Genomic DNA, 23,738 nt, shown 5'->3' on the forward strand with positions numbered 1-23,738 from the left:
CGACTTTCGCTTTAAAACTGGAACTATGCGTTTTTCGGGTTGTCATCTTCCACCTCCTGCCATTTGAATCAGGGTTATTGTCGGGATGGTACCTTAACACACTGTCCAAATTTTGGGGGGAATTATAGATAGTCGTTTGATTGCTAGATTCATAGTCAGCACCAACAACTAACGTATCTCCGGATATAGCAACTGATTTACCAAAATGATCACTAACGTCATTATTGACGGCTTTGATATAAGCTTCCTGAACCCAAGAGGTTCCAGTCCGTTTATACACATAAACAGCACCTGATCCTGAATTACTGTTATCACTACTGGCGGTAGTACCATTGGTGATAGTCGTTTGATTGCTACTTTCACCCTGAGCACCAACAACTAAAGTATCTCCTGATATAGCAATTGATTCACTAAAATGATCAGGAGAATCATTATTGACAGCCTTAATATAGGCTTGTTGTGATATCTTATCGTCATCCGTGTTGGTCAATGAAACCGAGGAAATGGCTATCCCTTGATAATTGGAATCAGAACTGCTGGCGGACAGGGTGACAGAATAGGCAATATTTCCATCCGCCACATAGTCATTCACGCCTGTAATTGTGACAGTTTGAGGTGCCGCATAGTTGGCGGAGGTGAAGGTTAATGTCGCAGGTGAAACCGTGCCTTCCGTGGTATCGCCACTTGTAATATTAATGGTGACATCCGCGGTGGGTTGCGAATTCAGTTTGACGGTGAAAGTGCCAGTGTCTCCGGCTTCAGTGGTGGTGGCATCGGTAGTGACCACTGTCACACCGGCGGTTTCATCATCGGTATTCACAACAATCACATCGTCTGGATCAAGCCCATTGTAAAGCAAGTCTAAACTGGATGCAGGAGAAATAATTACAGTGTAGGTAACATTTCCATCCTTGATATGATCATCCACTCCGGTAACTGTGATGAGGTTTTCAGCGTTAAAGTTGTTTGCTGTCAAGGTAAGTGTCGAAGGATTGACTGTGCCTTCAGACATATCGGAGCTGGTTATTTCAAGGGTCACATCATTCAATGGCTGACTTTTAAGTTTCACAGAGAAAATGGCTGTTCCTCCTGCTTCAGTGGTGTTTCCGCTGATTTTATTCACATCGAAACCAACCAGTTTGTCACGAATGGCTGCAATGGTATTATTCAAATGCGCAATGGCCTGTTCCGGCGGTACCAGATTTTGACGACCTCCTGTTGCCGCTGTCACATTGGCAACAGAGGCAACAACGGATTGAACTGAGGCGTTTTCGGAAAAAACGGAAGAATCAACATTGAAGTTGATGGATTGTCCGCTACTGACTATAGCTTGAACTACCTCTTTGGATATGTTGATACCATTTGTTGGATCACCATCACTATCCAGCGTTTGAAGAAAGGCGGAAATGTTGGCTACGGCTGGAGTGTCCGCTGTCCCATTCTCAACCAGATTGATAGGTGTTAATACCGCCCCGCCCTGTGTTTCACCCAATAAAATATCACCTACTTTGAATTGTATGCGCTCACCGGAAACATAGGTGAACTTCCCGTTGTTGTCGGTGGTCCCGCTCGTACTGTTTGAAGAATATCCAATTCCTGCGGCTGGACTATCATGGAAAAAGCCTTCCAATGCACTTTCTGAAGTGTATTCAGGCTCTTGAGTGTATTCGTTATTTGAGGCGTTTTTAGCTCTTTTTAATGTTGAGGCAGGATCTTCACCACAGGAAATAACCATTAAAAAGGACGCTGTGAGGGATATTATTGAAATTAAAATAATATTTCTATTAGCATTTTGGCTCAACATAATCATTCCATCTATAAAAAGGTTTTCATCTACAATGGAATAAGTATATTTTATTTTGTGAAATGTTCAATTTTCAAGTTCGGAAAAGTTCGGAAAAACTATGACCCACCGGAGGTGGGTGCGAAGCAGAGCTTCGCTTGGTGGATAACGTGCCCCACGGGAGTAGGGTACGAGCAAAAAATCGTTTTTCCGAACTCCAGGCCACAAACTGGGTGACCCGAATCAACCGTGAATCTGATTTGCCCGGTGAAGCTTATCGAAAAGCCTTGGGAAAGGACTATCAGATTTCGCTGGGTTCCTATTCGGATAAACAGACCGCTGACCGCGTTTTGAAAGGAATCAATCAGAAATTCAAAGGGGAACTGGTGTTTGAAAAACATCGTGTCCGTCAGAAAATTGCCCAGTTCAAGATCCGACTGGAAAATTATGACACACGGGAAGCCGCCAATCAGGTTAAAAAAGAACTCTCACGGAAGGATAAACGATTGCAGGATATCTGGGTGGTAGAAACTCCATGAACAAAGGACAAAGGGAAAAGGGAAAAGGGAAAAGGGAAAAGGAAAACTTCGTTGTCTGGTTGTTGGCGGAAAAATGCGGTTTTCGGTCAATTACGGCGACGGGGTTTTCCATTGAATGGCCACAATGGTGGTATCATCAGCCATTTGCTGTCCCTCATAAAATTCATAGGCGTCCTTGACCACTATATTCACAAACTCTTTCAAGGATTCCTCACCTTTTTCGGCTAATACGTTTCGCAAACGTCGTTCGCCCCACATTTCGCCTTCCTTATTTTCATTTTCGATCAGCCCGTCGGTATACAGAAAAATAATATCGCCTGTTTGCAGTTGCAGGGCGGATTCTGTGAATTCAGAATCCATTTTGTCACCCAGTCGAAGATTGCTGTTGAGGAGTTTGCTCACCTGTCCACCGCTTTTAATGACAAACGGGAAATTATGGCCAGCGTTGGAAAACGTCATGTATCCCGTCTGAATGTCAATGGCCGCGACAAAAAATGTCATGAGATATTGGGACGAACCCGTGTCACGTACAATGTGGTTGAGATGGGACAGGATTTCTCCGGGGGATAATTTTTTTTGTTCCAGCAGATACAGTTTCTGGATCATGGCACAGGTCGCACTGGCTGTGGCGGTTACCAGCGCGGCCGGAGTTCCGTGGCCTGTGACATCCCCGATGAGACTGTAGAGTGTGTTTTGAATCTGCATGAAACCATACCAGTCGCCCCCGGTTTCGGAGGCTGACTGAAAAAAACTGGCAAACTTGAGGTTTTCAAAATCTGGAAGATGTTTGGGAAACAGGGCCTGCTGCACCGCGGAGGCTGTTTTAAGTTCCGCGGCCATACGGATTTCACGCTGAATCTGACCAAGATTATTGATCAGCGTATGAATTTTTTCTGTAATGCCCTGAACAAACTCCACATCAAAATCAAGGAATTCTTCGCTACCGATGCGAATGAAGCACATGATGAATTCGAAGCCTTTCAGATGGACAAACATGAAGTGAGCGCCATCCAGAAACAGGGCATCTTCCTCATGAAAAAATTCATAAACCGGGTTTCCCGCGGCAAGATGGTTGAAAATACCGACTTCTTTTTCAGGTGTATCAAAGATTACAGGCAGAATGGTCTCGTCCAGGGGCTTATTCAGAAAATCTGTGAACGATTCCTCAACAGGAACATATTTGTCAATTTGTCTGGCATAGAGAGTCGCGTCACTGTTGTCCAGATAGCGATTGAGCAGTGTGAACACATTTTTAACAATGGTCTGGTTGTCTTTGATCGAGTTGAAGCTTTCAAAAAAATCAGAAAGGAAGAGCAGTTTTTCTTCTTTTTTCTTGGAATTGATTCTGAGCAGATGGAGTTCATGTGCCAGAACATTCACCGCACTGTGGGGCGAGGTGAAGATCGTATCCGTTTTGAGTCGGGCCAGTGAAAAATTTTCAATTTTTTTGATCCATTCCAGCAAAGAACTCAATTCTTCCTTAATGGAGTCGGCCTCTGAAAGATGATTGTCTTCAGTGCTCATTATTTTTCCTTCCGTAGTGTTGATTGTTGTGGGCGAATGGATCAATTCAAGGATTATCAAGGTAATACAAATCAAAACTTTTACAGAAGGTCAACAGAGAATTATATTACAGACCGGAATCCATGAAAAACGGGTCGCCACTGTCAAGGTTTTGCCATTCCAGATCAAAGGCGTCACAAAAGTTTGAAGCTTTTCTGACATCCCGGGCGGCTCTCCGGGATTCGCTGCGGAGACGTTCATGGAACGCTGAAAGAATTTGTTTGTCTGATTTGCCTTTAAGTTGTTTTCGATAATATCCCAGCAGTTGCACATTATCTTCTTGCTGTTGTCGCCATGATTCACTTACAATTTTCAGCACATCTTCAGCGTAAGTCAGGTCTGATTCAGGTTGTTGTGCCCAAGACCGTTTTGATTTCTGGAAACTTGTGTTCATGGTGCCTCCTGATCAAGCATAAAAAGTTATTGAAGGATGAATTTCCTGCTTTTTCATTCAAAAAACATACCAGCAGGATGCTGTAGAACAACTATTCACTGAGTCTCAGGGCTGTTCAGTTTTCCTTATTGTGAGCGTCAACTGGATGGTAGGCGGGAATTATAGGCCCCGCAAACGCCACAAATCGTATGTTTGACGGGCACGTAATCCCGTCCTACCATAGAAGTGAACCGCCCTGAGCGGAGTCTGGATCTTTTGGGGTAAAACTGAAATGCCGTTGAAAACCGCTGAAATGAGTGAAAAAGAACTGTTTTTCCGGGTTAAATCCGCGTTTGGCTGGAAATGCGCGGCTTGCGGGTTGAGGTTGAGCCGGGAACGGGCTGCGGATTTAGTGATTCATTTCATTGATCTCAATTCTGTCAATCGACGAAAAGACAACCTGCTGGCCTTGTGTACGGCCTGTCACAAACAAATAGAGGATGAAGCACAGCATGTTTTTTCAAAACACTATTGCCAAGGCTGTTTATTTAAGGAATATGAATATATAGAAGTCATGAGACAATTGCTCTGGAAAGGCTTGCAACAAAATTTATTTGACGAGGCCATCGCTCCAGCGTTAAGAAAGAAACAGTCGTCCCATTCCAAATCAATGATCAGGCAGTTGTCGCTGTTTGAAAAACCTGTTATCCGAGATAAATGACTATGCCCGTATATCATCAAACCACTGAATCTGCCTGTGTCTTGTTTCTGGAAGACAATGTGGACCTTGCTTCACCAGAGCGGATGCATCCGTACTTGTTGGAAATCAAACAGAATGACGCCATCAAAAGCGTGATCATCAACTTTGAAAAAATTGACTTTATTGACTCCTCCGGAATCGCGGTGATTGTGAAATTGTTCAAGGATCTTCAAAATCATGGAGTTCGCATGGTTCTGTGTCAGATGGAAAAACATGTTTTTGAATTGTTTTGTCTGACAGGTTTTGACCGTCACATTAAAGTCTATGCCACTGAGGCTGATGCCCGAAAAGCCCTGGAGGAGTGAATACTGAAACATGGTGAACACAATGAACATGACTCTGGAAGATAGAATAAAACTGAATGAAGCACAAACCCTGCTTGAAAGCCAGGGGCTTGCGTCTCATTTGAATCGGGTTCTGGGATCTCCAGTTGAAAAAGGCTTTCGCATGTTGCCTGACAGTTGGCAGGAAATTGTGGAGAATGCCACAGAAAAAGCTCTCAAAAAAGCCCTGGAATTTTCCATTCACAGTTTGGATGGTACCCCAAAAGATGACCCGTCCAATCTGTTTCATAAAACCCTGGCGGCATCCAGTGGCGCGTTCGGGGGCGCGTTCGGAATTTTTTCACTTCCTGTGGAATTACCAGTATCCACCGTGATCATGTTGCGCTCCATTGCTGATATTGCACGCAGTGAAAAAGCCAATATCCATCTGCCTGAAACAAAACTCTCCTGTCTGGAAGTGTTTGCGCTTGGAGCGGGAACAGCCAGTGATGGCAATAAATCAAATTATTACATCACCCGCACTGCCTTGGCACAGGCTATTGGCGAAGCCGCTGAATATATCGCGACCAGAGGGTTGGTGGATGAAGCCGGTTCTGTGGTGGTTCGTCTGTTGGCCGCGATTGGCGCAAAATTCGGGGTGATGGTTTCGGAAAAAGTCGCGGCCAGTGCCATCCCGCTTGTGGGTGCGGCCAGTGGCGCATTGATCAATACCATTTTCATGGATTATTTTCAGACACTGGCCAAAGGGCATTTTATTATCAAACGCCTGGAACGCAAATATGGTCAGGAACACATACAAAACGCCTATCAACACTTATGTCTCGCCTCTTGATTACAGGTGCCAGCGGATTCCTTGGATGGAACCTGTGTCAGCAACTGAAGCATCAATTTGAAATCATTGGCACATGCCATCAACATCCGATGAGGATGCATGGAATTTTTACTGTCCCCATCAATCTGGCACAGCTCGGGGATCTACAGCATTTTTTTGAAGACATCCGTCCCGATGCAGTGATTCATACCGCCGCCTATTCCCAGCCGAATTTCTGTGAAACTCACCGGAATGAAACAGATCCGCTCAATGTCATGGTGCCCGGCCGTCTGGCTGATTTGTGTGCTCACAAGAAAATTCCACTTGTCTTCACCTCTTCAGATATGGTGTTTGACGGAAATCATCCGCCCTATGACGAAGCATCAACGGTGAATCCGATCAATTATTATGGCACCCAGAAAGCGTTGGCCGAACAGAAAGTGATGGCACATTATCCAGAGGCGGTTATTTGCCGCATGCCCCTGATGTTTGGCAACCCCGGACCGTTTGCGTCCAGCTTTATCCAGCCTTTTCTGCAGGCCCTGAAAGCTGGAAAACCCCTGGATTTGTTTGTGGATGAATATCGCAATCCCATCAGTGCGCGCGATGCTGTTTCAGGCATTTTGCTGGCCCTGAAATCATGGCACGGCATTTTGCATCTAGGGGGACAGGAGCACCTTTCACGGTATGAATTTGTGAAGAAAATGGCCCGGATCTTTCAGTTTCCGGATGCCATCCTGAATCCCTGTCGTATTCAGGATGTCGTTATGCCAGCACCCAGACCCGGAGATTTGAAAATGATCAGTAACAAAGCTTACAAACTGGGTTTTAATCCCGGATCTGTTGAAACCGAACTCGAAGCTCTGTATCAACAATTGTAGGGGCGACCTGCCGGTCGCCCTTGTGTTTGCAAGGGCGGTGGGAACGTATTCCGCAGGAAAGGGCGACCCGCCGGTCGCCCCTACGATTTTTGTCATGAAAACAGAACCGAAATCACCCACAATCATTTGTAGGGGCGACCCGCCGGTCGCCCAACGATGTGGTTTATGAAAACAGAACCAGGATTATCCGACATCAATTGTAGAGGCGACCCGCCGGTCGCCCAACGATGTGGTTTATGAGAAAAGACCCGAGACCACCCACAATCATTTGTAGGGGCGACCGGCGGGTCGCCCCATTATAATTCTGCAATGGCTATTACCATGACCAACGAAACACCCGCACAGTTATTACGTGAAGCCCTGAAAAACAAAGGCATTGGTCCCACAGGGAGCAAACATCTTGATCCGGAACTTCTGGAACAGGTTCTCCCTTTGTTGGGCCTGCCTGAAACCAATGTGGTCACTGCCGCGACTTTCTGGACAGCCTGTCTCATGCTGGATAACAATGATGAAGAAGAGGCTTTGTTGCGTCCGTTGAAAGCGAATCCTCGGCAATATCTGACGAGGGAACTGCAATCACTCACCAAGCCTGAGATTGTCGAGCCTGAGTCACGAAGTTTTGCTGAATTGACGAACATCGTTATTCAAAAACAGAATCTGACGTTTGATCAGGCATCCTCTGCCGTGAGTTATCTCTGGCATCCGGAGATTCCTGTCTGGCTCAAGGCCTCATTTTTACAGGCCGAACGGCTGAAGCGTGAAACCCTGGCAGAAAATGTGGCGTTTCTTCAGCAGATGTGGAACCAGTCCCGTTCTGTGGATGTTCAGTTGCCTGTGCTGATTGATCTTTGTGATGCTTATGACGGCACTAAACGCAGTTATCATCTGACACCTTTTTTTGCGGCGGTTCTTGCTGCCATGGGGATTCCCTGTGTGGTGCATGGCCTGGAATCCGCGGCACCCAAACATGGCATCACAACCGCCCGGATATTGAAACATGCCGGTAAAAATCCGTATAGAGATTTAGCGTCGGTTCAAGCCGGTATTTGTGATTCTCAAACAGGTTGGGGATACTGTGATCAGTCTGTGTTTTTCCCTGAACTCCATGCGTTGCTCCCGATGCGTCATGACATGGTCAAACGGCCTTTTCTGGCAACCTTTGAAAAATTGCTGAGTCCTGTGCGTAATCAGGGGGGAAACATTCAGATTACCGGTTATGTGCACCCGCATTACCGTATTGAGATGGTCAAGGCCCTTGCCCTGCATAATCGTCAGCGGATGTTTTTTAATTTGAGAAGCATTGAGGGTTCAACCAATTGCTGGATTAAGAAAGAAACACCCTATGTGGGATATCAGCTTTCGGATCAGGTGAAGATTCCTCATGGATTAAAAGGGACACCGACCCCGCTGATGCTGGACGCGGATTGGACCACCCTGTTACATTCCCAGCAATCCCAACCTCTGGAAGGAACCTTGGCCCCTGAAACATTCGGAGTTTTCCGGGAGGATCAGGAAATCCTGAAAGACATCACACTGGAACAAACGGTTGAGGCCGGAATAGCCGCGTTGAAAGGCGATTCCGGACTGGTACGTGATTTGCTGATCTATCATGCGGCGATGTACGCATGGCTTGGCGGTTGTGAAGCTTCTCCGGCCTCAGCGACAGCTCATGCCAGAACGGTGCTTCAATCCGGAAAAGCACTGGATCACTGGAACGCACAGAATTAACCTTGCCCTGAGCCATGGTTTTATGGCATATGCCGTGCTTCATGAGTTAAATGCTTGCAAAAAAATAAAATACCAAAGTCTCAGGAAGACAGTTAACGGTAGCCCGGGGTTACGTCCCCGGGAATGAGCCCAATGTCGTCAACTTAAACATTCTGAATGGTGCTGTGTTTCAATTCCCCCTTGGTTCAAGGGGGTTAGGGGGATGTAATTCTGAGCTTTAAATCCCCCATGCCCCCTTTGAAAAGGGGGATTCCCCAGCGAAGAACGCCTTAAGTTGATGACATTGGGGAATGAGCCGGGACGTAACCCGGCTCTACCAATCATCCCGGAATGGTATCTTTGACGGGATACCTGAAAATTGGAGACGCACCAATTGTGTGTTTCCACGGACCATTGAACTGGAAATTTTTGTTAACCAAACAGCAGGAGAAACGCAGATGCGACAAAATCTTAAACTTGGATTGATAATTTTCACCCTCATTCTTGGTCTTGGCACAATTGCCTGGGGTGCAGAAAAAAAAGCGCCGTATGAAGTGATTGGAACAGCGCCGGCGAAACACAGCCTGGACAAGGTTGTTGTTGAGGAATTTATGAATTTCGGCTGTCCCCATTGCAATCATTTTCATGAAATGAGTGAAAAAATTCGTCTGGATTATGCGTATCGTGTTGAATTTGTGACTAGGCCCATTCTATTCCGTGGACAAAACGACGCGCCCCTTCGATTGTTTTACATCGCTCAATCTCTGGGGCAGGGGGAAAAAGTGAAGGCTGAAATTTTAAAGGTGAAATTCAAGCATGGTGTCGATGTGTTTGATCCCGGCGTCGTCAATTATATGGCCCGTTCGCTCGGGTTGTCTGAGCAATATCAGAAAGAAGCCAAACAGGACTGGGTGACCGAAAAAATCAAGGAAGCAGAACAGCGAGCCACCGGCTTTGGCATCAACAGCACTCCGACAATCGTGATCAGTGGCGCGTTGAAAATGCAGCCTCAACAAAGCATGGAAGCGTTTGTAGAATCTCTGCCGGCAGTGTTTGATGAGTTGCTGAAATAAGCCTCCAGCCTGTGATAGCCATGTCTGAGACACCTCTTCCACTGGATGAAAAACTGGCGCTTCTCCCTGAGGCGCCAGGGATTTACATGTATAAAAACCAGTCGGGAGATATTCTTTATATCGGCAAGGCGAAGTCTCTCAAAAAACGGGTTCGTTCCTATTTTTATCCTTCCGCCAAACATACCCTGCGCATCCAGGTCATGATCCGGCTGGCGTATGATATGTCGATCATTGTCACCGATACTGAAGCCGAAGCCCTGATCCTTGAAGAACAACTGATCAAAACCCACCAACCCCGCTACAATATCTTACTCAAGGATGACAAATCCTATCCCTATTGCAAACTGACCGTGAATGAAATGTATCCGCGCCTGTTTCTTGTTCGTGAGAAACGGGATAAAAACGCGGAATATTACGGCCCTTACACGTCGGTCCGTGATACGCGCCACATTGTTGAGGTGATCCAACGCTATTTTCCGTTGCGGACCAGCAAGATGGAGCTTGATGGCACCAAAACATATCGCCCCTGTCTGAATTTTCAGATGAAGCGTTGTCTGGCACCATGCACAGGACAGGTCAAGGTGGAAGACTATCAGGAGGCAGTCAATCAGGTCCGATTGTTTTTCAAGGGAAAGGATCAGGAACTGGCGCAGAGCCTCGAAACCAAAATGCAGGAAGCCGCGGCGGAATTGAAATTTGAAAAAGCCGCCCAGATTCGCGATCAACTCAGAGCGATTCAACGCATCTGGGAACGGCAGAAAATCATCAGTCAGGACAAACACGATCAGGATGTGTTTAATTTCTACCGTGAATCGGACACGGCCGGGGTTCAAGTCATGTTTGTGCGCAATGGCCGGTTGATCGGCACTGATTTTTTCTTCATGGAACACACGGAATCCGTGTCTGATGACAATCTTCTGGGCCAGGCTCTGAACCGGATTTATACCGGTGATGCTCCTGTCATTCCCCACGAAGTTTTTCTGCCGTTCCATTATTCGGATCAGGAGGTTCTTGAACAGACGCTGAGTGATGTTTCCGGTCGAAAAATCAGCATTCTCGTTCCGCAGAAAGGTCAGAAAAAAGAACTGGTTTCCATGGCCTATAACAATGCCAAAATCAATTTGCAGGAAAAACGGCAACGGATCTATGATCAGAGCAAAATTCTGGAGCAGGTCAAATATGCCCTGCATCTCAGGAAAGAACCTCAGATGGTGGAAGCCTTTGATATCTCACATCTGGGCGGCAATCACACGGTGGCATCCCTGGTTTGCTGGAAAGACAATAAACCCTTCAAGGAACAGTACCGTAAATACAAGATTCAGAGTGTTCAGGGGCCGGATGATTTTGCCAGCATGAAAGAGGTTCTCAGTCGGCGTTATCAGCGTGCGGTTTCCGGTGAAATGCCTCTGCCTGATATGATTATGATTGATGGCGGTCGCGGGCAATTGAATATCGCGGTGGAAGTGCTGAAGGAGCTGGGAATATCGCTGGATCAGGTGGATCTCATCGGGTTGGCCAAGGGACGTTCTGACAGACGTAAAAAAGTACAGCGTCCCAATCAGGAAGATTTTGAATATGTCATCAAACCCAATCAGAAAAATGAAATCCGTCTCCATCGCCATTCGGCCGTCCTGTTTTTTTTGCAAAACATCCGGGATGAATCACACCGGTTCGCGATTACCTTTCAACGCGAGCTGAAACGCAAACAAAACCTCCATTCCCTGCTGGACGAAATTCCCGGTATCGGACCTCATCGAAAAAAATCACTGCTGAAACATTTTGGCAGTCTCAAACGAGTCAGGGACGCTTCTGTCGAGGACCTTCAACAGGTCCGGGGCGTTTCAGCGGAACTGGCTCAGTGCATCCGTGATTTCTTGTCACAGGCTCCTGAAGAGTCCGGTTGAAAACGGATTGGATGATTGCTCAGGGGATTATGATCGGCTGTAAAGTTCACTGAATCCAAAACCACAAAAAGTATCTTGTACTTTATATATATTAACGTTAGTGGGGGTCTCAGGTGAGGCGATGTGTTCCAAAATCTGAATCTTGAGTTATTCAGTGCATTGAACTCACATATCGGGATATCAAACACAACAAAGAGGGATTATGAAATCAAAACTTTTCGGAAAAATAACCAGGGTGATTGTGATCGGGTTGCTGGCAACAGGGTTGTATGGCTGTAAAAAAGCCGAACAACCACCCGCCAACGAACCTGTTACCATGGAACAGCCCGTCATGAAACCGACTGAAGCCACAATGCCTGAAGAAAAAATGGCACCAGCTCAGGAAGAAAAAATGATGTCTCAGGAAGAGGGCTATGAGCAACCGTTACCTGAAGACAATGGCACGGAAGAAGGCGATATGAATGATGAAATGTCGCCTTCTGAAGGAGACACCCTTTATCCCTCTGATGAAATGATGGAAGATCCCATGGATGCTCCGCCCCCCATCGAAGAATGCGCCAACCCTGACGATTGTCCTGAAGACGAACCTACTGAGGTTCAGTAAGATTTAAATTTCCTGCTTTTCCTCTATAAAGCTGGATCATTCCTGACACGGATTATGCCGTGTTCAGGAATGATTTTCAACACAGGTTTCATCATTTTATTTGAAAGTGATACATGGAAACATTGATTGTTGTTAATGAACCTGACGACTGGGTTCTGGATATCCCGGATATCAAGGTGGTTGCGGCACGGGACTATCTGATGGATCCCTCTTATACGGAAATACGGGCCAGGGTTTATAACCTGTGCCGCAGTTACGAATATCAGCGTACGGGTTATTATGTCTCGCTGCTGGCTGAGGCCAGAAAACATAAACCCATTCCCAACGTTTCCACCATTGAAGACCTGAAATCTCCCACACTGATCAGTGAAGCGGCTGATGATCTGAATGAACTGATTCAGAAAGTCTTCCGACATTTGCAATCGGACACCTACACTCTCAGCATCTATTTCGGACGAAATCCCGCAAAACGCTATAACGTCTTATGCTCCAGATTGTTCCGTCTGTTTCAGGCCCCGTTTGTCAGAGCCTATTTCATACGTCAGGATGAAAAGTGGTATATGGAATACATCGGTCCGATTTCAGCAAATGATATCCCTGTGGAACATCTGGAGTATGTCCATGAATTCACCCGGGAATATTTTGATGGCCGACGTGCCTATTCCAAACCAAGAGAACAATCCCGGTATGATCTGGCCATTCTGCTGAATCCCAATGATCCCCATGCTCCGTCTAATGAAAAATCCATCAAGCGCTTCGTGAAAGCCGCGGAAACAGTTGGCTTTTCAACAGAATTGATCACGGTTGATGATTTCCAGCGACTTCCGGAGTTTGATGCGCTGTTTATCAGGGAAACAACCAATGTGCATCATCACACCTATCAATTTTCCCGAAAAGCTGTGGCCGACGGGTTGGTTGTGATTGATGATCCCGATTCTATTCTGAAATGCACCAACAAGGTGTTTCTTGCGGAAATGTTACGCAGACATAAAATCAAGGCTCCCAAAACATTCATCCTGCATCATGACAACCTGGAACAATGTCTTCAGGAAATTGGACTCCCCTGCGTGTTGAAACGTCCGGATGGTTCTTTTTCTGATGGTGTGATCAAAGTTCAGACACGTGAAGAGTTTGAAAAAGAAGCCGAGCATTTTATGGAAACGTCCGATCTGGTGATTGTCCAGGAATATCTGCCTACCACCTTTGACTGGCGGGTGGGCGTTCTGGATCAGAAACCCCTGTATGTCTGCAAATACCATATGGCCCGAAAACACTGGCAGATTGTGTTGCGTGATGAGGATGGCAAAACCAAGGATCAGGGACGAGTGAACACGTTTGAAATTGATGATGTCAACCCGTTGCTGATTTCAACCGCGGTCAAAGCCGCCAATCTGATCGGAAACGGTTTGTATGGTGTGGATGTCAAACAGGTTGATAAAAAATATTATGTGATTGAGGTCAACGACAATCCCAGTATTGACGCCGGCATTGAGGATATGGTTCTCAAAGATGAACTTTATCTGACGATCATGCGAAGTTTTGCCCAGAGAATTGAGCGAAAACGGCTGGAAGTCTTGTCTGATTCAACCCCTGCCGTTAAAGAACAACCAAAAGCTTCACAATGACAGACATTTTTTAATAGCCCTGAAGAACAACTGGTTGACGGCGGGCGCCCCAGTTTCCCGGTTGTTCCTCAAACAATCCCGCACAAAGGGTGCCGCAAAATCCGCAATGGCCGCCACGATCCAGATTCCAATCACTCAATTCATACCAGTCTCTGCCAATCAGCATTTTGCCACAATGATAACAGAAGGTGCTTGAGCCTGATTTGTCATGCACATTCCCGGTATAGGCGTATCGCACACCATTGCTGAGGGCAATAGTTCTGGCCTTGGTCAGGGTTGTTGCGGGCGTTCGTGAAACATTGGTCATTTTCCAGTCCGGATGAAAGGCTGAAAAATGCATCGGCACCTCAGGTCCCAGATGTTCCACCACCCATTGTGTCATGGCATGCAGTTCCCTGTCCGAATCGTTGTGTCCGGGAATCAGCAGAGTCGTGAGTTCCATCCAGACCCGGGTTTCCTGTTTGAGGTATTCCAGGGTTTCCAGAACAGGCTGAAGCGAACCGCCGCAAATTTCACGGTAAAACGACTCGGTGAAGCCCTTGAGATCAACGTTCGCGGCATCCATGTAGCGAAAAAATTCATTGCGGGGTTCGGGTTTGATATACCCTGCGGTCACGGCCACTGAATAAATTCCCAGTTCTCTACAGGCCTGTGCGATGTCCACCGCATATTCCAGAAATATGACAGGATCGTTATAGGTATAGGCCACACTCCGGCAACCTTTGGAATGGGCCGCGCGGGCAATTTGTGACGGTGATGCCCTGTCGGCCAGAATATCGGTTTCACGGGATTTGCTGATGCCCCAGTTCTGGCAGAATTTGCAGGTGAGATTGCATCCGGCTGTGCCGAAAGACAGGATCGAGGTTCCCGGGAAAAAATGATTCAGTGGCTTTTTTTCGACCGGATCAATGCAAAATCCACTGGATCGGCCATAGGTTGTGAGCAGGATCTGTTGATTGACGCATTGTCTGACAAAGCAAAGTCCCCGTTGACCTTCGTGCAGTTTGCATTCCCGGGGACATATATCACACTGGATTCGGGAATCCTCGAGAACCTGCCAGTAACGTCCTGGAGCACTCATGGCGCCTCCTAAAATTCATCGGTGGTGTAGCGTGTGATTTCAAGGGTGTTTGACCAGTAATGGGCCGACAAACCGGCCTTTTGTTTTAAATGACGCAGAAACTGTACTGGCTCTGGGAGTTGCTCCCATACGCTGGGCAAAAATGTTCCTCGATACCGTCCCTCGGTGAGCACCAGTCCATCAATTCCAGGCCGGATCTGTTGGAGCAGATCTTCTTCTGATACAAACACAATAGGAGTCTCCGGACTCAACACAGAAATTTTAATAACGAGTTCAGGAAATTCTCTGTCGGTCAGTGGAGAGAACCTGTAATCACGAAAGGCCGCGGAATAAGCATTGGACATGACATCTGCGGCCAACGGCTGGTGGGCCTGCAAGGAACCAATGCAACCACGGAGTTGTTTGTGTTTCATCAACGTGACAAAGGATGCTCCGGGCTGTCCCAAGGCCCCCTCAAGATCTTTCGTCGTTGCCGTGGCTGGTTTGCCTGAATTTAATCCGGTTTCAATGGATTTTCCTGCAAGGATTTTCAGGTGTTGCTTGTGCGATAATGATAACATTGTTTCCATTCAAACCTTCTTACATTTTAGGGATTGATCCTGTTTTTGGCCACAAATTGTAGGAGCGAACCTGTGTGTTCGACCTGAGCCCACTGTTGTCAGTTTAGGAACGTTCAAAAAATAACATAGGAAACTTTCTGGTTACGAACGTCCCGTTTGTAACAGGGCTGTTCACTTCTCGGTAGGACGGAACTACGTGCCCGTCAAAAATACGATTTTTGGCGTTTGTGGGGCATGTAATCCCCGCCTACCATCAGGTTGACGTTCAAAATAAGGAGAAATGAACAGCCCTAATCCCCGATCAAATCAGATCTGAATTGACCATTCCATAACCACGTTCGCTATGCAGTGAATAGTCGAGTCCCATCACCTCAGATTGTTCATCAATCCTGAAGCCGATAGTTTTATCAATCACCAGACAGATCAGATACGTTCCCACACTTGCCAGCGCAATGGTGGTTGCCATTCCAAGCAACTGAATTCCAAACTGATCCCAGACAGTCCAGCCACCGGCACCCGCTTTTTGGGCGGCCTGTTCCATCCAACTGTCACGGATAAAAAATGACAGCATCAACACGCCCAGTCCACTGCCAACACCATGAATTCCAAAACAATCCAGACTGTCGTCATAACCCAGTTTGATTTTCATTTTAAGTGCGTAATAACAGGCGAGGCTGGAGAGGGCACCCAGAATAAGCGCGCCTCCAGGTTGGACGACGCCCGCGGCGGGTGTGATCACAACAAGACCGGCCAAAATACCTGATACAAAACCCAGGGATGTTACCTTTCTGAATTGGATCGCTTCGACCAGCATCCACATCAAGGCGCCACTGGCCGCGGATATCTGGGTCATGGTGAGTGCCTGTGCGGTGGCAAGTCCGCTTTGAAAGGTAGATCCCGCATTGAAGCCATACCAGCCAACCCATAAAAATCCTGCTCCCATCAGGGTCATGACCAGGTTGTTGGGATGCATCGCTGTTTTAGGATAGCCTTTTCTGGCACCCAGATATACTGCCACCACGAGGGCGCTGGTTCCCGCGGAAACGTGAATCACCAGACCGCCAGCCAGATCAATCACTCCGGATGCTCCAGCATTGAACAACCAGCCATCAGCCGCCCAGACCCAATGGCAAAGAGGGCTGTAAACCACCAGAAACCACAAAGTAATAAACGCGCAGTAACTGCGGAAATATACACGCTCGGCGAGGGCTCCACTGATAAGTGCCGGTGTGATGATGGCAAACTTGCCCTGAAACATGGCAATGACATATTCCGGAACACCATTGGTGATGACATCGTCAATGCCCTTGAGAAAGAAAAAATCACTGTTCCAGCCATAAATCCCACCCAGAATATTATGTCCGAAGGTCAGGGAATATCCGACAATCACCCATAACACACCGATAATGGCCATTGAAACAAAACTGTGCATCATGGTTCCCAGCACATTTTTGGTACGTACAAGACCGCCATAAAACATGGCCAAGCCCGGAATCATGAACAGCACCAAGGCGGTTGAAATCATCATCCATGCGGTCGTCCCGCTATCAACGGGGTCCGCGGCGAAAATAATTTGTGGAAACAAGATCATTGAAATGCCGACATACAACTGTTTTGCTCGTTTGCTCATTCCTCCTCCATTGCCAAAAAGTATTAGGTGAAACTCAGGGAACCTGAAAACCCGACCGAATACCACCATTCAAAATAATCTGACAGTAGTAAATAGGATTTTTTTTGAGATTCGGAATTGAGGAGGTGCTGTAGGCTGGAGAAGTACCCGACCATAAATCTTTAACCCTTTTTTCTGGTTCCCTGCCTCTGGGGCAATACCCGTGAGTGAATTTGGGCTGATAGTTAATAAGCTATCTAATTACAATGAGTTATATGCTTATTTCGGTTTTCCATTAAATCATGGAGAAAAGTTCGTAGTTCCGCCTTCAGTCGGCTTTTCCGCAGGGCTTTCAACCTGAAGGCGGGACTACGAACCTGATTTCACTCACGGGTATTGGCCCTGAGCCCAGGGTGCATTCCAATAGTGTGACATGTAGATAAATTTGAGCTCCAATACCAGAAATTGCAGTCAAATACTGCATAAAATTTATTAAAATCCCTGTATATTGTGTGATTTTTTGTCGAATAATTAGAAAATCACATTATTGGAATGCACCCTTTAAATGGTCTATTTGGCATAGAGTATCAAAAAAAAATTAAATGGTCTATTTGGCTCTGAATTTTCATCAAAAAACAGGTTCGGTATTTATCGTGAATTGTTTTGAGTTAGTGGAGCAAAATTGGAGCAAAAGCTATTTTTGAAAAGTGCCTGAATCTGTGGAAGCTTTGAGGAATGTGGCGCGCCTGGAAGGGTTCGAACCTCCGACCCTTGGAATCGAAATCCAGTACTCTATCCAGCTGAGCTACAGGCGCATAAAAAAGAACTTCCAGCAGAGAGTGGAGGAGGGAAATATTACTTTCCATTGGAAGTCAATAAGGAAGATCTGGGGCGAGCGAAGGGACTCGAACCCTCGGCCACTGGAATCACAATCCAGCGCTCTACCAACTGAGCTACGCTCGCCATTAAAAATCGTTAGAGATGTATTGGTTTATTAAATCATTTACAATATAAAAATTGAACATTATCTGAATTTGATGTTTTTGATGGGTTTATCCCTCCTTTTGTATTTTGGAAATTGAAGGAATGTATGGTCTGGTGGCAATTATTTCCGGGTCGTTTGAGGCTCTCGATCTTGTTGCTGTGTTTTTTTTGGGGGTTGGGCGGATTGCTGTTATGGAATTTGTCTCAATGGGTTGACATCGCTGAGAAAATGCATAGAACATTTATCATTATATTGGATTCATCCGTGGAAGAAACCAGGCTCCGGCAGTTTATTCTGGAGCTAAAAGCCAAGGGCTTTGGCCAAATTTTCGCCATGGGACAGAATAACCTGAATTCACAGCTTTCGGATGAACTTGCTGTGGAAGCCGCCTCTGAATCTGAAAAATCCATGAATTCAGCAATCATTTTTGAATTCATCCCCTTCACCAGGGATTCGTCAGAATTACTTCGTCTCGAAAAACAACTGAAAGAATATCATCAAATTAGGTATGTCACGCAAGCTCATGACTTATGGAAAAAATTTCAGCAATGGCAGAATCTGCTATGGTGGGTACTTGTAGTTTGGTTTGGTGCCATGTATAGTCTGGCCCTGTCACAAGTATTGAGGGTATTGGGCGTTGAATTACAGGTCCATCAACAAAACATCCGTTTGATGCAAAAATCCGGGGAAGCCCTGTGGAAGATCCGTGGATGGTTCTGCCTCAAAAATCTGGGGGAAACATGGCTTATGGCCGTGAGTGCCCTGGGGCTGATCTATGTGATTTATCTTGGCTGGGGAACCAGTCCCACGGTGCGGGAGTTCCTGCCCTTTACTCAAAGCTCTGTAGAATTTTTTGCCGTGGAAGATATCCTGGCAAGCATAGCTGTCATGGTAGTCAGTCACGTAGTGTGTCTCTCTTTCATGACTTCTTCGATCATCAAGTGATCTATCTGAGGACAATATGTCATTAATAGATTCGGTAGAACCTCAAGCGATTCCCTGTAAAGTTCCAGGATGCAAACGAACCTGGCTGCTCGATGCTCATAAAGTGGTTGAAAGCTGGAGTAATCCACAATTCAATGTTCCCAAACGAATGTGTGATGAATGCAAGGCCCAGTTTGACAAACTTCAGACACAGAAGGTGAAATGCTCCACGCTGGATTGCGAAGAATTTTTGGAAATTGCGCCATACCAGCAACTGATTTTAATTCGGAAGCATAAAACCATTGAGAAAGAAAAGTTCTTTTGTGATTCCTGTAAAGTGTTATTGAAGTCGGTTGGCGATCTGGAAGTTCCCTGTAGAATGAAGGCCTGTCACAACTCCTGGAAATGGTATGCCTCTTCACGCCTGCAAATGGGTGGAAAAGCACTGACAGCCCAACCGGAATCACGCTTGTGTGATCAATGTTTCTCAATTCTGAAGAATCTGAGCATTGAGAAACATCCCTGCAAAGTCAAGGATTGCAACCGGGAATACACTGTTGATCGAATGACACAACTGGAAGTTCAGTTGACAGGACACAAGGAGAAAAAACGCATGTGTCCGGATTGTTCTCATCTTTTAAAAAACCTTTCCACCCGAAAAATGCCCTGCAAGGTCGCCGAATGCACCAATACGTGGAATTGGGCCGCATTTGCCCAACTTGAATTTCAACGTCAGCAAGAGATTAATCCTGAACTGAAAGAACCTGAGAGATATTGTGACCACTGCTTTGGTTTTTTGAAAAGACTAAAACCGCTCCATATCAAATGTGCCAGACATGGCTGTTCCCATCACATTGATTATTCTGTGGAATTGCAGTTTGAAGATTATATTAAACATCTCAAACCCAACCAGCGTGACCTGTTATGTGATTCCTGTATCAAAATTCGTGAAGGCCTCAAAGACCAGTCCTTCACATGCAAGGAAGAAGGCTGTGGCAAAAAATGGGTTTGGACCGCAGTCCAGCAATTTGAGACGGGACACTTTGAACATGGGAATTTTGTAACAGGCCCACACCATGACCGCTATTGTGATTCCTGCCGTGATTTTGTAAATAGCCATTCAGATTGTCATGTGGATTGCCAGCAATGTGGATCTCCCATTTTGTGGACGGTTCATCAACAGTTAAAAACACATCTGGGACAATGGGTCGCCCCCAGCGTATGTCCTTCATGCCTTAAACCGCATGATTCTTGAGAACGCAAGAACTGATCACTGAGTATGTATCGATTATTCGTCGCTCTTGACCTTCCGCCGGAAATCAGACAACAACTTCAGGAAATTTCCGGCTATGGAATTCAGGGAGCCTCCTGGGTTGTTCCTGAAAACATTCATTTGACATTAAAGTTTATTGGTGAAGTCGATGGTGGGCAACTGGAAGACATTTCAGGATCACTGTCAGAGATTCGTTTCACCGCATTTGAGATGAAACTGAAGGGAACAGGTTGCTTTCCACCAAAGGGGGAACCCCGAAGTTTGTGGGCTGGCGTTGAGGATGACTCCGCCCTGGCTCATCTGGCCCGGAAAATTGACCAGCGGTTGGTTCGTCAGGGCATTCCCCGTGAAGCCAGAAAATTTTCTCCACATGTGACTTTGGCCCGTCTGAAAGCATCCCGTGAGGAGCATCTGGTATCATTTCTCACGTACCACAGTCTGTTTCAGTCTTCCACCTTCACAGTCAATGAATTTGTGTTGTTTGCCAGCGTGCGGACTCCTCGTGGATCTGTTTATCAGAAACTCAGAACCTATCGCTCTGATCAGGCAGATCTCAGTTCAGCACCCCGGGAACAGCCAGCGTGAAACAAGGGATTTCCACATCAAAAATCACTCCGTCCGAAGAACGCATCCTGTAGGTGCCCTGCATGGTTCCAAATTCTGATTCAAGCTGTGATCCGCTCATGTATTCATAGGATTCGCCCGGATTGATCAGGGGTTGTTCACCGACAACACCATCACCCCGTACTTCCCTGATTTCACCAGTGCTGTCCGTGATGATCCAGTGCCGACTGATCAGTTGAACCTGTCGATAACCGAGGTTGTTCATACGGATTCGATAGGCAAACACAAAAAGATTGTCTTCAGGGTTCGAACGATCGTCCAGATAAAACGATTCAACAGATATTTTGATATTGTGAGTAATCGCGGTTTCCATAAAACATCCTGTGATCATGAAAAAAGTCAATGATTCTCATACAGTGTTTATGAGAGGCATATGTTTTGCTGTAAGATTGTCTTAACATTAATTCTGTATGGACTACAGACGTATCAAGCAATGTTACTTCTCATATTGATGGTAAAACGCAATGCTGAACATTCCTGATGAACAATTGAAATTGACCATTCGTCCCGGCAGATCCCAACTGGGCGAAATTGGCATCCATCTTGATATTGCACAGGATTTAAGAACCCAGGCTCAACTTCAGGCTAGAGAATTCAAATCCCTGAAACAATTCAAACCGGAAAACAGCAATGTTTCCACTGCTCTGCGAATTCTTCAGGCCAACCTGGTCAATCGGTTGTACAGGGGAGTTCAGCAAGATCTTCAGAAGATGAATATTCTGGAAGGTCCCAACCACAGTCAAATGGCTTATGAAGTGTTTCAGGATTATCCGGCCCTGGTGTGTGATGACGACAGCTTCTGCCGGCGCAGTTCCCTGAAAATTCAAAGAACACTGCTCAATATCGGGCAACTACGACAAGCGTATCCTGTGACAGCGGAACTTTCAGAACTTGAAGCGGTACTTCAGGAACTCGATCAGGACGCTGATGCTCGTGTTCTTCGAAAGACCTTGCTGCAATTGGGGCGGTCTGTTTCATTTGCTTCATATCTGAAAATGAAGCAGCAATTTGTGGAGGAATGGGTTGATACTCAGAAAAAACAACATTGCAACGCAGATTTTAATCCCTTGAATGACGATGAACTTTCGGGGATGATGAAAGCCTTGATCCAGCAGAAAAAACAATTGGTGGCAAATCATGAAGTGATGCGATATAAGGATCAGCAGTTTTTCCGGTATTTCAACTCTGTGTCCCATGATGTTCTGAACACACAGTCCATTCAATTCTGGAAAACAGAGGAAAACAGGGAAAGTTTTCTAAGGTTTATCATGGCAATTCGGAGTTCATTTCAGGAAACAACACCATTTTTCGTGTTCCGCTTTGAAAATTCCTTCACTTATTTGTTGTGCGGATTCTCAGATGAGGATATTCTGAGTGCGTTGGAGGGCAACCGGGATGTCGTGATGCCTCACGCAAAAATCATTCTGCGTCAGTCCAATCAGGTTTACCGCGAATTGACCGTCAAAGATTCCGGAAATCAAACCCTGTATTTTAACTGCCTTAAAGAAGCGATGAAATTGTTCGTCCTTCAATTGAACCATCATTTACAAATAGATCTTCCTCCGGCTTTTCTCCGTCTGTTTGAAATCTGACTTTAAAGTTGATTCCCCATGAAATTTATAGATTCTGTAAAAATCCATGTCAAATCTGGCAATGGAGGCGCTGGATGCACCGCATTCCGGCGTGAAAAATATATTCCCAAAGGTGGTCCCAACGGTGGCGATGGTGGCCATGGGGGTGCCGTTATTTTCAAAGGTCACACCGGTAAGTCAACGTTGCTTGATCTTTCCTTTCAACAACACCAGCATGCCGAAAACGGTATTCCCGGTGGTGGACAAAACATGCACGGTCGCAGCGGACAAGATATTGTGATACCTGTGCCCTTGGGAACTGTGATCAAAGACATCGAAACGAATGAAATTCTGTTGGAGATCCTGGATGAACAGGAATATCTCTTTCTTGAAGGTGGACGGGGAGGACGCGGAAACGCCCGATTCAAGACTTCAACCAACCGCACCCCGAGGTTTCACCAACCGGGAGAAGACGGGAAGGAAATGTGGGTTCGTATGGAACTCAAACTCATGGCCGATGTCGGACTGGTCGGGTTTCCCAATGCGGGCAAATCGACTCTCATCAGTTCCATTTCACACGCTCACCCCAAAATCGCGGATTATCCGTTCACCACCCTTGTTCCTAATCTGGGCGTGGTCCAACTGGATAATTATGACAGCTTTGTTGTGGCTGATATTCCGGGTATCATTGAAAATGCGCATTTGGGCGCAGGACTTGGTATTCAGTTTTTAAAGCATATCGAACGGACCGCTATTTTACTGCTGATGCTTGATGTTTCGGGTTTTTCAGAACATCCTCCGTTTGAAGAATATGAAATTCTGAAACAGGAGATGGCCTTGTTTTCTCCAACGCTCATGGAAAAACGGCGCATCGTCGCATTGACAAAAACGGATTCCATCGCTGATGAAGATTCAGTGCGAACCCTGACAAAAAAATTGGAACAACAGGGTGAAACCGTATTTCGGATTTCCTCAGTTTCCCGCGATGGGTTGCCTGAGTTGATCCATTTTCTGGCTCAGGTTGTACGTGAACGACGAACCGCAAGGTTGGCTGAAACAGTCCCGGAGGAAACTTCTCAGGAATCACTGCAACTTCAACAGAATTAATTGTAAAAGTTTTTTAAACAATTGATCTCGATTCTAAGGTCTGTAGAGACGTGCGAATCGCGCGTCTCTACGCATGCCTGCGGGAGCGATTTTCCAA

General features: G+C 46.2%; 22 protein-coding genes and 2 tRNA genes. 15 read left to right on the forward strand and 9 right to left on the reverse strand.

Features of this window, described 5'->3' with window-relative positions:
- Positions 1–1,012, reverse strand: a 1,012-nt coding sequence (locus tag HQM11_13340; GenBank protein ID MBF0352011.1) for a hypothetical protein, incomplete at its 3' end; no start/stop codon positions are given.
- Between the two features lie 941 nt (positions 1,013–1,953).
- On the opposite strand from HQM11_13340, the gene HQM11_13345 reads away from it, so the two are divergent.
- A complete protein-coding gene (locus HQM11_13345) occupies positions 1,954–2,322 on the forward strand; it encodes an SPOR domain-containing protein (protein MBF0352012.1) in 369 nt (122 codons plus the stop codon).
- Between the two features lie 90 nt (positions 2,323–2,412).
- Here the strand turns inward: HQM11_13345 and HQM11_13350 are convergent, their stop codons facing one another.
- Together HQM11_13350 and HQM11_13355 are read right to left on the reverse strand one after the other, a co-directional pair.
- Entirely contained in the window at positions 2,413–3,846 is a 1,434-nt protein-coding gene (locus tag HQM11_13350) for a serine/threonine-protein phosphatase (protein ID MBF0352013.1), read from the reverse strand.
- Positions 3,847–3,952: 106 nt separating this feature from the next.
- Entirely contained in the window at positions 3,953–4,279 is a 327-nt protein-coding gene (locus HQM11_13355; GenBank protein MBF0352014.1) for a hypothetical protein, read from the reverse strand.
- A 271-nt stretch (positions 4,280–4,550) separates the two neighbouring features.
- Here HQM11_13355 and HQM11_13360 point away from each other — a divergent pair, with 271 nt between their 5' ends.
- From HQM11_13360 to HQM11_13400, 9 genes are all read left to right on the forward strand, one after another.
- Positions 4,551–4,979, forward strand: a complete 429-nt coding sequence (locus tag HQM11_13360) for a hypothetical protein (GenBank protein MBF0352015.1) — start codon at positions 4,551–4,553, stop codon at positions 4,977–4,979.
- Positions 4,976–5,323, forward strand: coding sequence for an STAS domain-containing protein (locus HQM11_13365; protein ID MBF0352016.1), 348 nt, complete (start codon positions 4,976–4,978; stop codon positions 5,321–5,323). Before HQM11_13360 ends, HQM11_13365 begins: the two co-directional genes overlap by 4 nt.
- A 10-nt stretch (positions 5,324–5,333) precedes the next feature.
- Positions 5,334–6,134, forward strand: a complete 801-nt coding sequence (locus HQM11_13370) for an EcsC family protein (GenBank protein ID MBF0352017.1) — start codon at positions 5,334–5,336, stop codon at positions 6,132–6,134.
- Positions 6,119–6,994, forward strand: coding sequence for an NAD(P)-dependent oxidoreductase (locus HQM11_13375; GenBank protein MBF0352018.1), 876 nt, complete (start codon positions 6,119–6,121; stop codon positions 6,992–6,994). Before HQM11_13370 ends, HQM11_13375 begins: the two co-directional genes overlap by 16 nt.
- A 309-nt stretch (positions 6,995–7,303) precedes the next feature.
- Entirely contained in the window at positions 7,304–8,722 is a 1,419-nt protein-coding gene (locus HQM11_13380; protein ID MBF0352019.1) for a hypothetical protein, read from the forward strand.
- A 290-nt stretch (positions 8,723–9,012) separates the two neighbouring features.
- Positions 9,013–9,774 (forward strand): thioredoxin domain-containing protein, encoded by a 762-nt coding sequence (locus tag HQM11_13385; protein MBF0352020.1) that lies wholly within the window; start codon positions 9,013–9,015, stop codon positions 9,772–9,774.
- A gap of 20 nt (positions 9,775–9,794) precedes the next feature.
- Entirely contained in the window at positions 9,795–11,678 is a 1,884-nt protein-coding gene (uvrC, locus tag HQM11_13390) for an excinuclease ABC subunit UvrC (protein ID MBF0352021.1), read from the forward strand.
- Between the two features lie 202 nt (positions 11,679–11,880).
- Positions 11,881–12,282, forward strand: coding sequence for a hypothetical protein (locus HQM11_13395; GenBank protein ID MBF0352022.1), 402 nt, complete (start codon positions 11,881–11,883; stop codon positions 12,280–12,282).
- 113 nt (positions 12,283–12,395) lie between these two features.
- Positions 12,396–13,907: a RimK family protein gene (locus tag HQM11_13400; GenBank protein ID MBF0352023.1), complete on the forward strand. Its 1,512-nt coding sequence runs from the start codon at positions 12,396–12,398 to the stop codon at positions 13,905–13,907.
- A gap of 10 nt (positions 13,908–13,917) precedes the next feature.
- Here the strand turns inward: HQM11_13400 and amrS are convergent, their stop codons facing one another.
- The 5 genes from amrS to HQM11_13425 all read right to left on the reverse strand — a co-directional run bounded on the left by amrS (position 13,918) and on the right by HQM11_13425 (position 18,120).
- Positions 13,918–14,988 (reverse strand): AmmeMemoRadiSam system radical SAM enzyme, encoded by a 1,071-nt coding sequence (amrS, locus tag HQM11_13405; GenBank protein MBF0352024.1) that lies wholly within the window; start codon positions 14,986–14,988, stop codon positions 13,918–13,920.
- A gap of 8 nt (positions 14,989–14,996) precedes the next feature.
- The gene (gene amrA, locus HQM11_13410) at positions 14,997–15,557 is read right to left on the reverse strand and encodes an AmmeMemoRadiSam system protein A (protein ID MBF0352025.1); all 561 of its coding nucleotides are present in this window, start codon (positions 15,555–15,557) and stop codon (positions 14,997–14,999) included.
- Between the two features lie 292 nt (positions 15,558–15,849).
- Positions 15,850–17,178 (reverse strand): ammonium transporter, encoded by a 1,329-nt coding sequence (locus HQM11_13415; protein MBF0352026.1) that lies wholly within the window; start codon positions 17,176–17,178, stop codon positions 15,850–15,852.
- A gap of 717 nt (positions 17,179–17,895) precedes the next feature.
- Positions 17,896–17,972: transfer RNA gene (locus tag HQM11_13420), tRNA-Arg, on the reverse strand.
- A 72-nt stretch (positions 17,973–18,044) separates the two neighbouring features.
- Positions 18,045–18,120: transfer RNA gene (locus HQM11_13425), tRNA-His, on the reverse strand.
- Between the two features lie 127 nt (positions 18,121–18,247).
- Between HQM11_13425 and HQM11_13430 the strand changes: the two genes are divergently transcribed.
- From HQM11_13430 to thpR, 3 genes are read left to right on the forward strand one after another with little or no spacing between them, the layout of a single operon-like run.
- A complete protein-coding gene (locus HQM11_13430; protein MBF0352027.1) occupies positions 18,248–19,087 on the forward strand; it encodes a hypothetical protein in 840 nt (279 codons plus the stop codon).
- A gap of 16 nt (positions 19,088–19,103) precedes the next feature.
- The gene (locus tag HQM11_13435) at positions 19,104–20,321 is read left to right on the forward strand and encodes a hypothetical protein (protein MBF0352028.1); all 1,218 of its coding nucleotides are present in this window, start codon (positions 19,104–19,106) and stop codon (positions 20,319–20,321) included.
- Positions 20,322–20,345: 24 nt separating this feature from the next.
- Positions 20,346–20,924 (forward strand): RNA 2',3'-cyclic phosphodiesterase, encoded by a 579-nt coding sequence (gene thpR, locus HQM11_13440; protein MBF0352029.1) that lies wholly within the window; start codon positions 20,346–20,348, stop codon positions 20,922–20,924.
- Here thpR and apaG read toward each other — a convergent pair.
- The gene (gene apaG / locus HQM11_13445; protein MBF0352030.1) at positions 20,893–21,276 is read right to left on the reverse strand and encodes a Co2+/Mg2+ efflux protein ApaG; all 384 of its coding nucleotides are present in this window, start codon (positions 21,274–21,276) and stop codon (positions 20,893–20,895) included. The two genes, thpR and apaG, sit on opposite strands and share 32 nt — an antisense overlap.
- A 151-nt stretch (positions 21,277–21,427) precedes the next feature.
- Here apaG and HQM11_13450 point away from each other — a divergent pair, with 151 nt between their 5' ends.
- Complete coding sequence (locus tag HQM11_13450) at positions 21,428–22,555, forward strand: hypothetical protein (GenBank protein ID MBF0352031.1); 1,128 nt, start codon at positions 21,428–21,430, stop codon at positions 22,553–22,555.
- An 18-nt stretch (positions 22,556–22,573) separates the two neighbouring features.
- Positions 22,574–23,641, forward strand: a complete 1,068-nt coding sequence (gene obgE, locus HQM11_13455) for a GTPase ObgE (GenBank protein MBF0352032.1) — start codon at positions 22,574–22,576, stop codon at positions 23,639–23,641.
- Positions 23,642–23,738: the final 97 nt, after the last annotated feature.

The sequence above is a fragment of the SAR324 cluster bacterium genome, from assembly GCA_015232315.1.
Taxonomy (GTDB): Bacteria; SAR324; SAR324; order SAR324; family NAC60-12; genus JADFZZ01.